This window comes from Henriciella sp., assembly GCF_049649345.1.
Taxonomy (GTDB): Bacteria; Pseudomonadota; Alphaproteobacteria; order Caulobacterales; family Hyphomonadaceae; genus Henriciella.
Genome location: NZ_JBARZC010000442.1, coordinates 1 through 6099, shown reverse-complemented (window position 1 = coordinate 6099; position 6099 = coordinate 1). Strand labels below are relative to the sequence as shown.

General features: G+C 60.7%; 9 protein-coding genes. 6 read left to right on the top strand and 3 right to left on the bottom strand.

Features of this window, described 5'->3' with window-relative positions; translation table 11 throughout:
- A partial coding sequence (locus WA989_RS12250) for a fumarylacetoacetate hydrolase family protein (RefSeq protein WP_424340776.1) occupies positions 1–692 on the top strand: 692 nt, incomplete at its 5' end.
- Positions 693–697: 5 nt separating this feature from the next.
- On the top strand, positions 698–1336 hold the full coding sequence (maiA, locus tag WA989_RS12245; protein WP_424340778.1) for a maleylacetoacetate isomerase: 639 nt from the start codon (positions 698–700) through the stop codon (positions 1334–1336).
- A 15-nt stretch (positions 1337–1351) separates the two neighbouring features.
- Here the strand turns inward: maiA and hspQ are convergent, their stop codons facing one another.
- Complete coding sequence (hspQ, locus tag WA989_RS12240; RefSeq protein ID WP_424340777.1) at positions 1352–1678, bottom strand: heat shock protein HspQ; 327 nt, start codon at positions 1676–1678, stop codon at positions 1352–1354.
- Between the two features lie 222 nt (positions 1679–1900).
- Here hspQ and WA989_RS12235 point away from each other — a divergent pair, with 222 nt between their 5' ends.
- From WA989_RS12235 to WA989_RS12220, 4 genes are read left to right on the top strand one after another with little or no spacing between them, the layout of a single operon-like run.
- Entirely contained in the window at positions 1901–3016 is a 1116-nt protein-coding gene (locus WA989_RS12235; RefSeq protein WP_424340775.1) for a Ppx/GppA phosphatase family protein, read from the top strand.
- Positions 3013–3729, top strand: coding sequence for an RlmE family RNA methyltransferase (locus WA989_RS12230; RefSeq protein WP_424340774.1), 717 nt, complete (start codon positions 3013–3015; stop codon positions 3727–3729). Before WA989_RS12235 ends, WA989_RS12230 begins: the two co-directional genes overlap by 4 nt.
- Entirely contained in the window at positions 3726–4763 is a 1038-nt protein-coding gene (locus WA989_RS12225) for a ribonuclease E/G (RefSeq protein ID WP_424340773.1), read from the top strand. Before WA989_RS12230 ends, WA989_RS12225 begins: the two co-directional genes overlap by 4 nt.
- Positions 4760–4945: a DNA gyrase inhibitor YacG gene (locus WA989_RS12220; protein WP_424340772.1), complete on the top strand. Its 186-nt coding sequence runs from the start codon at positions 4760–4762 to the stop codon at positions 4943–4945. Before WA989_RS12225 ends, WA989_RS12220 begins: the two co-directional genes overlap by 4 nt.
- Positions 4946–5009: 64 nt before the next feature.
- Here WA989_RS12220 and WA989_RS12215 read toward each other — a convergent pair whose 3' ends face one another.
- Positions 5010–5603, bottom strand: coding sequence for a hypothetical protein (locus WA989_RS12215; RefSeq protein WP_424340771.1), 594 nt, complete (start codon positions 5601–5603; stop codon positions 5010–5012).
- Between the two features lie 68 nt (positions 5604–5671).
- Positions 5672–6099, bottom strand: a 428-nt coding sequence (locus WA989_RS12210) for an EAL domain-containing protein (protein WP_424340770.1), incomplete at its 5' end; no start/stop codon positions are given.

Sequence of the window (6099 nt, the reverse complement as noted above, 5' to 3'; positions counted from 1 at the left end):
ACTCCGACCCGTTGATGTATCAGGGGGTCGGCGGATCGACGCTTGGACCGCGTGACCCGATCCCGCTCGGCGATCCGGCCTGGGGCTGCGATATGGAGGCGGAAGTCTGCGTCATCACCGATGATGTCCCGATGGGCGTGTCTGTCGACGACGCCGCGAGCCACATCAAGCTGGTCCTGCTGTGCAATGATGTCTCGCTTCGCGGGCTGATCCCGCCTGAGCTTGCCAAGGGCTTTGGCTTTTTCCAGTCCAAACCGCCTTGCGCCTTCTCGCCTGTCGCTGTGACGCCTGAGGAGCTGGGAGAGGCCTGGAAGGACAGCCTCATCCATCTGCCGCTCCGCGTCGATTATCGCGGCGAGCCGTTTGGCCGGGCGAATGCTGGCGTGGACGCAACGTTCAACATGGCTGAGCTCGTGGCGCATGCGGCGAAGACGAGGCCGCTTGTGGCGGGTTCGATCATCGGCTCCGGCACCATCTCCAACAAGGGCCAAGACGGTGACCCCGGCAAACCTGTCGCAGAGGGCGGGCTCGGCTATTCCTGCATCGCGGAAATCCGGATGATCGAGAAGATTGCGAGCGGCGAGTTCAAGACGCCTTTCATGTCGGTGGGCGATACGGTCCGCATCGAAATGCTGGACAAGTCCGGCCACACCATGTTCGGCGCGATCGAGCAGGAGGTGGTTTCTGCATGAGCGAGCTGAAGCTGTATGACTATTGGCGCTCATCTGCCTCCTACCGTGTCCGCATCGCGCTCAATCTGAAGGGGATCGGCTTCGACTCCCTGCCGGTCAATATCCTGCCGGGCGCGGACGAGCAGCTGAAAGAGCCCTACTGCGTCCTCAACCCGCAAATGCGTGTGCCGGCGATTGCGCTGGACGACCGGATGGCAACCCAGTCCATGGCAATCCTCGAATGGCTCGAAGAAACCCATCCAGAACCCCCTCTTTTACCACAGGACCCGTGGACGAGGATGGAAGTGCGCGCCTTTGCAGACACGATCGCGTGCGACATCCATCCGCTCAACAATCTGTCTGTGCTGGCGAAACTGAAGGCAGACTTCGGTGCCGATAAGGACGCGATTGGGGGCTGGTATCGAAGCTGGATCGTCACAGGGTTCACGGCGCTTGAGACCATCGCGCTCAAGCATCAGGGCGCTGATTTCCTGTTCGGGGATCATCCAACCCTGGCGGAGATCTGTCTCGTGCCGCAAATGGCGAATGCGCGGCGGTTCGAAACCGATCTGACACCGTTCCCGATACTGGCTGAGGTCGATGCGGTGTGCCGCGAAATTCCGGCTTTCAAGGATGCCGCGCCGGAGAGTGTGAAGCCCGGCTGACCTTGCGAGCGCGCCTTAATGCGCGTGCTGGGATTTCAGCGTGTAGCCGCTCGGCGTCATCTCGAAGAAATGCTGGATATCCGGGTGCGAGACGGGTGTGTCGCTGTCATCGGGCACCAGGTTTCCTTCCGAGACATAGGCGACGTAGTGGGTTTTGTCGTTCTCGGCGAAGAGATGATAATAGGGCTGGTCCTTGCGCGGGCGGATATCCTCGGGGATCGCTTCATACCATTCGTCGCTATTGGCAAATTCAGGATCGACATCGAAGATGACGCCGCGAAAATCGAGAAAGCGGTGCGCGACGACCTGGCCGATCTGAAACTTGGCGCGGCGCCGGTCGATGGCATAGGGAAGCGCTTCATCTGAGCCATAGGATTCCGTCGTTTGAGACGTCTCGCCGGCAAGCGGAATTTTCACGCTTTCGCGGGCAGCAGGTTGCTCTGCTTCCGCCGCATTCCTGCGGCGGGAGAACAGCGCTGCGATACGCTTTGCTATGCCTCGTCCTTGGCTCATTGATATCCAATGTGATAGACCGATACCCAACCGACAAGATTTGGGCCGCACATGGCTGAAAAAAAATCGCGCAGCCGGGGCCCGAATGGCCGTCCGGCGCGCAAGGCCGGGGGTCCTCCGCTCTATGCGGCGGTGGATCTTGGCACGAACAATTGCCGCCTGCTGATCGCCGCGCCCCATCGTGGCGGCTTCCGCGTCGTCGACTCCCATTCGCAGATCGCAAGGCTTGGCGAAGGACTTGCTGAAACAGGCCGGCTGTCCGATGCCGCCATGGACCGGGCATTCAATGCAATGGATGCAATTGCCAGGAAGCTGAAAGCCAAGAAGGTCGGCCGCATTCGGTGCATCGCGACCGAGGCCTGCCGGAAGGCAGAGAATGGGCCTGATTTCATTGCCGAGATCCGCAATCGCACCGGGCTCACCTTCAAGATTATCGGTCCGCAGGAAGAAGCGCAGCTCGCCCTGATCGGGTGTCACAATCTGATCGATGACGCAGCTGAACATGTGCTTGTCCTCGATATTGGCGGCGGCTCGACGGAGCTCTCCCTGGTCGATGCGGGCCGGGCGCGCGACAATGGTCTCAACGGCATGCTCAAACGCTCGCCGATCAAGGCGTGGACCAGCGTGCCGTATGGCGTCGTGACACTGACCGAAGCGTTCAGCCACCTCACTGAGGAAGAGGCCTATCCGCAAATGCTGGCGGCGGCGCGGGATCATATCGAAGCCTGGGCCGAAGCGAATAATATACGAGGCGCACTGGCCGGGGATACATCCCATATCATTGGCACGTCCGGTACGGTGACCTGTGTGGCCGGGGTGCATTTCGGGCTGGAGCGATATCGCCGCGATCTTGTCGATGGCAAATGGATGGAACGGGAAGGCAGCTGGAAGACGATCAGCGCGTTGATCGACGCCGGTCCGGAAGGGCGCGCGAAATTTCCGACCATTGGCGAGGACCGGGCCGGATTGATGCTGGCCGGCTGTGCGCTTATGGAGGCGGCCTGGTCGCTTGCGCCGCATGCGCGAATTCGGGTCGCCGATCGGGGTTTGCGGGAAGGATTGCTTCTATCCATGATGAAGGGCCCCAAGAAAAAGCGGCGCCGCCGGGGCGGACGCGGCAGACCATCCGGCGGAGGCCAGACGCCGGCTAAAGAGGCTGCAGAATGACTGATGATGGAAAACGCCGCTGGAAAGGCCCGCCGAAGAACGAGAAAGCCTCGTCCGGCCGGCGCATGAGCGAGCGCAAGATAATCGCGTACAATGCCAAGGATGAAAGCTCCAAGCGCTGGATCGAGCGGCAATTGTCCGATCCTTATGTGCAGCGGGCCAAGGCCGATGATTACAGGGCGCGAGCGGCCTACAAGCTGCTTGAGATTGATGAGAAGACCGGCCTCCTGAAAGGCGCGAGCCGCGTGGTCGATCTTGGCTCTGCGCCAGGCGGCTGGCTGCAGGTCTGTTTGCGGCGCGGGGTGAAGGAGATTGTCGGCATCGATCTTCTTCCCGTCGATCCGCTTCCGGGCGCGCATCTGATCCAGGGCGATATCAATGAGCCGGAAGACGTGGCCGCGATGATGGAAGGGCTGACCGGTCCGCCTGATCTCGTCCTCTCCGACATGGCGGCGAATACGACAGGCCACAAGCAGACCGACAGTCTGCGGACCGCTGCCCTGTCCGAAATGGCGCTCTGGTTTGCGAGCGAGCATCTGACCCAGGGCGGCAGCTTCTGTTCGAAAGTCTTCCAGGGCGGGGCGACGCCGGAGCTGATGCAGGAGATGAAGCGGCTTTTCAAAACGGTGAAACACGTCAAGCCGCCAGCCAGCCGGACGGGCTCACCTGAACTCTTCGTTGTCGCGCAAGGCTTTCGCGGCAAGGCGGCATGAGGGGCATTTCCCGGATCGCGATTGATGAGGCGCCGGGCGAGACCCTCGCAGTCGCCTATGATGGCGAGGGCCGACCGGTTCGCATGTTTATTGAACGCTGGGACGGCGTCGCGGCAATTTCTCGGCTGGGAGATGTCGTTGAAGGACGTTTGCGAAAATCCTCACTTCTGGACGGGGGCTGTTTCTTCGAGCTGGTGTCCGGGGAACCTGTCTTTGTGCGCGGAACCCCAGATCTTACAGAAGGCGCCGAAGCGAAGCTTGTTATCATGGCCGAGCAGAGGCGGGGAAAACTTGCGCGGGCCAAGCTCACAGAAGCTGAGTTGCGAGCAGAAAGTCCGCTCGACCGTTGGCTGAACTCAGCCTCAAAAGGTATGGAAGTTCCTGTCGAGCGCGGATTTGGCCTTAACGATGAAGCGTACGATCTCGCGCTCTCTCCAAAGGTCGGATTGGCTCGGGGTGGGCTGATCGAGATTTCACGGACTTCTGCCTTGATTGCAATTGATGTCGATTCCGCAGGCCGGCTGGGAAAAGGGTCTGATGGGGCCCGGGCTCACGCCATCAACCGGGAAGCCGTCGCTGAAGCGGCGCGGCAATTGTCGCTCAGAAATCTCGGCGGGCTTTGTGTTATCGATTGCGTTGCGCCTCTCAACAAGGAGAGCGGTGCAAAATTGAAGCAGACATTTCTTGAAACATTCAGAGCGATTTCGGACCGTCAGATGGACGCCCTCGCGCCCTCGCGCTTTGGTCTACTTGAAACGAAACTCGCATGGGGCGAAGCGCCCATTGAAGACTGGATTTTCGACGAAACCGGCACCCCCACCGGCGAAACCGAACTCCTCTCCCTCTTCCGGGAGGTCCGGCGCGAGGCAGACGCTGATCGCAGTGGCTTTTACAGCCTTGTCTTGTCCCCGAAGGCGCGGGCGGCCTATATCGGGCGCAAACAGCAATGCGAAGACTTGCTCCAATCTCATTTTTCCGGGCGCATCTTTGTGTCCGGCGAGACGAGCGAGCGATCAAAGGTGACCCGTCAATGAGCAAGGCTAAATGCCCCGTCTGCGAGACCAGAATGGTCGATCCCGAATTCCGCCCCTTCTGTTCAAAGCGCTGCGCCGATGTTGATCTCTCGCGCTGGCTGAAAGGCGGCTATGCCATTCCGGGCCGCCCGGCAGACCAGGCCGATGAGACCCCAAGCTATCAGGAAGAACGCGACGAATAGGCCTGCGCCTTCGCCCGCGAAAGCCGGCGCCCTCACGGTAAAATCTGTTTAAATTCAAGTTGTGTCAGCTGGTATCGTACCAGTTTTCGAAAGCCGCTGCGATCAGGTGCGGCAGCGACGTCGCGATCAGGCCAAGCTCTGCGCCAAGCCGGTGGGCCCGCTCTGGCAGCGGGTAGATCGGCCGGGCCAGTTTCAGCTGGCGCAGTTTTTCGATCCTGCGGGCGAGCCGGCTTGCCACCCCGTCCGGGTTTTTAATCAACCGCAAGACGGCAGACAGGCGCCGAAGCAGCCTGTCGATGTCGGCCTTGCCGAAGTCCGCCGGTTTGCGGCCACGCTGCCAGCTCTCGAAATCGGGAGGCGTTCTGGGCGTCCAGTCCACCGGCATGAGCGCAAGACCGCAAGATGGCTGGCCCCTTTGAGGGGTGGACCTGCCGGTGGGTTTTGCTACGGCATGCGCAAGGCTGAGGCTTGTGGCAAGGAGAATGATCAGCCGTCTGACAATGGATTCCACGGCGCGCAGTTTTGATCGAAAGCGCCTTGCCGCACATTTGCCAAGCGTCTCGGGCCGCAAATGCAGATTGGCCTCGCCCGCCGCATCTTTCAGCGCATCGCCTGCCTGTCTGAGGCCCATATCAATGAAAGCGCGATCATCATCCATGGGCAGAGCTTACGCCCCGCAGACCTGCAGTCGGATGGATTTGATTGAAGCCGTACCGCTGAAGCGGCTCAGGACGCTTTGAGTTCGAGTGGCTTGCCTGGCGCGATGAGAGTGGGCCGCCCGATCCAGAACCCCGGCACTTCATTGGCTCCGAGGCGCATCACCTGGGTCGCGATCTCTGCCGAGCTGACCCCTTCGACGCAACAGGTCAGGCCAAGCTCCCGCGCGAGCCGGATCGCACCCTTGAGGATCGCATTCTCGGAGAGATTTTTTTCATCCCCTCTGAGCAGGCTCTGATCGATCTTGAGCCTGTCGAGCGGCAGGCGGTCCAGCATGGAGAGCGAAGAATAACCGGTCCCGAAATCATCGAGGGCGATGGACATGCCGGCGCGGCGGGCACGCTCGAGGATGTTCAGATTGGCCTCAACATTCCGAAGGGCGACCTGCTCTGTGATCTCAAGGGTGATCGCTTCAGGCTTTATTTTGTGCCGCTGCA

Excerpts from the sequence above, each read along its gene's own strand:
- WA989_RS12220 (WP_424340772.1), top strand. The coding sequence starts at position 4,760 with ATGAGCAAGGCTAAATGCCCCGTCTGCGAGACCAGAATGGTCGATCCC.
- WA989_RS12235 (WP_424340775.1), top strand. The coding sequence starts at position 1,901 with ATGGCTGAAAAAAAATCGCGCAGCCGGGGCCCGAATGGCCGTCCGGCG.
- WA989_RS12215 (WP_424340771.1), bottom strand. The coding sequence starts at position 5,603 with ATGGATGATGATCGCGCTTTCATTGATATGGGCCTCAGACAGGCAGGC.
- WA989_RS12225 (WP_424340773.1), top strand. The coding sequence starts at position 3,726 with ATGAGGGGCATTTCCCGGATCGCGATTGATGAGGCGCCGGGCGAGACC.
- WA989_RS12230 (WP_424340774.1), top strand. The coding sequence starts at position 3,013 with ATGACTGATGATGGAAAACGCCGCTGGAAAGGCCCGCCGAAGAACGAG.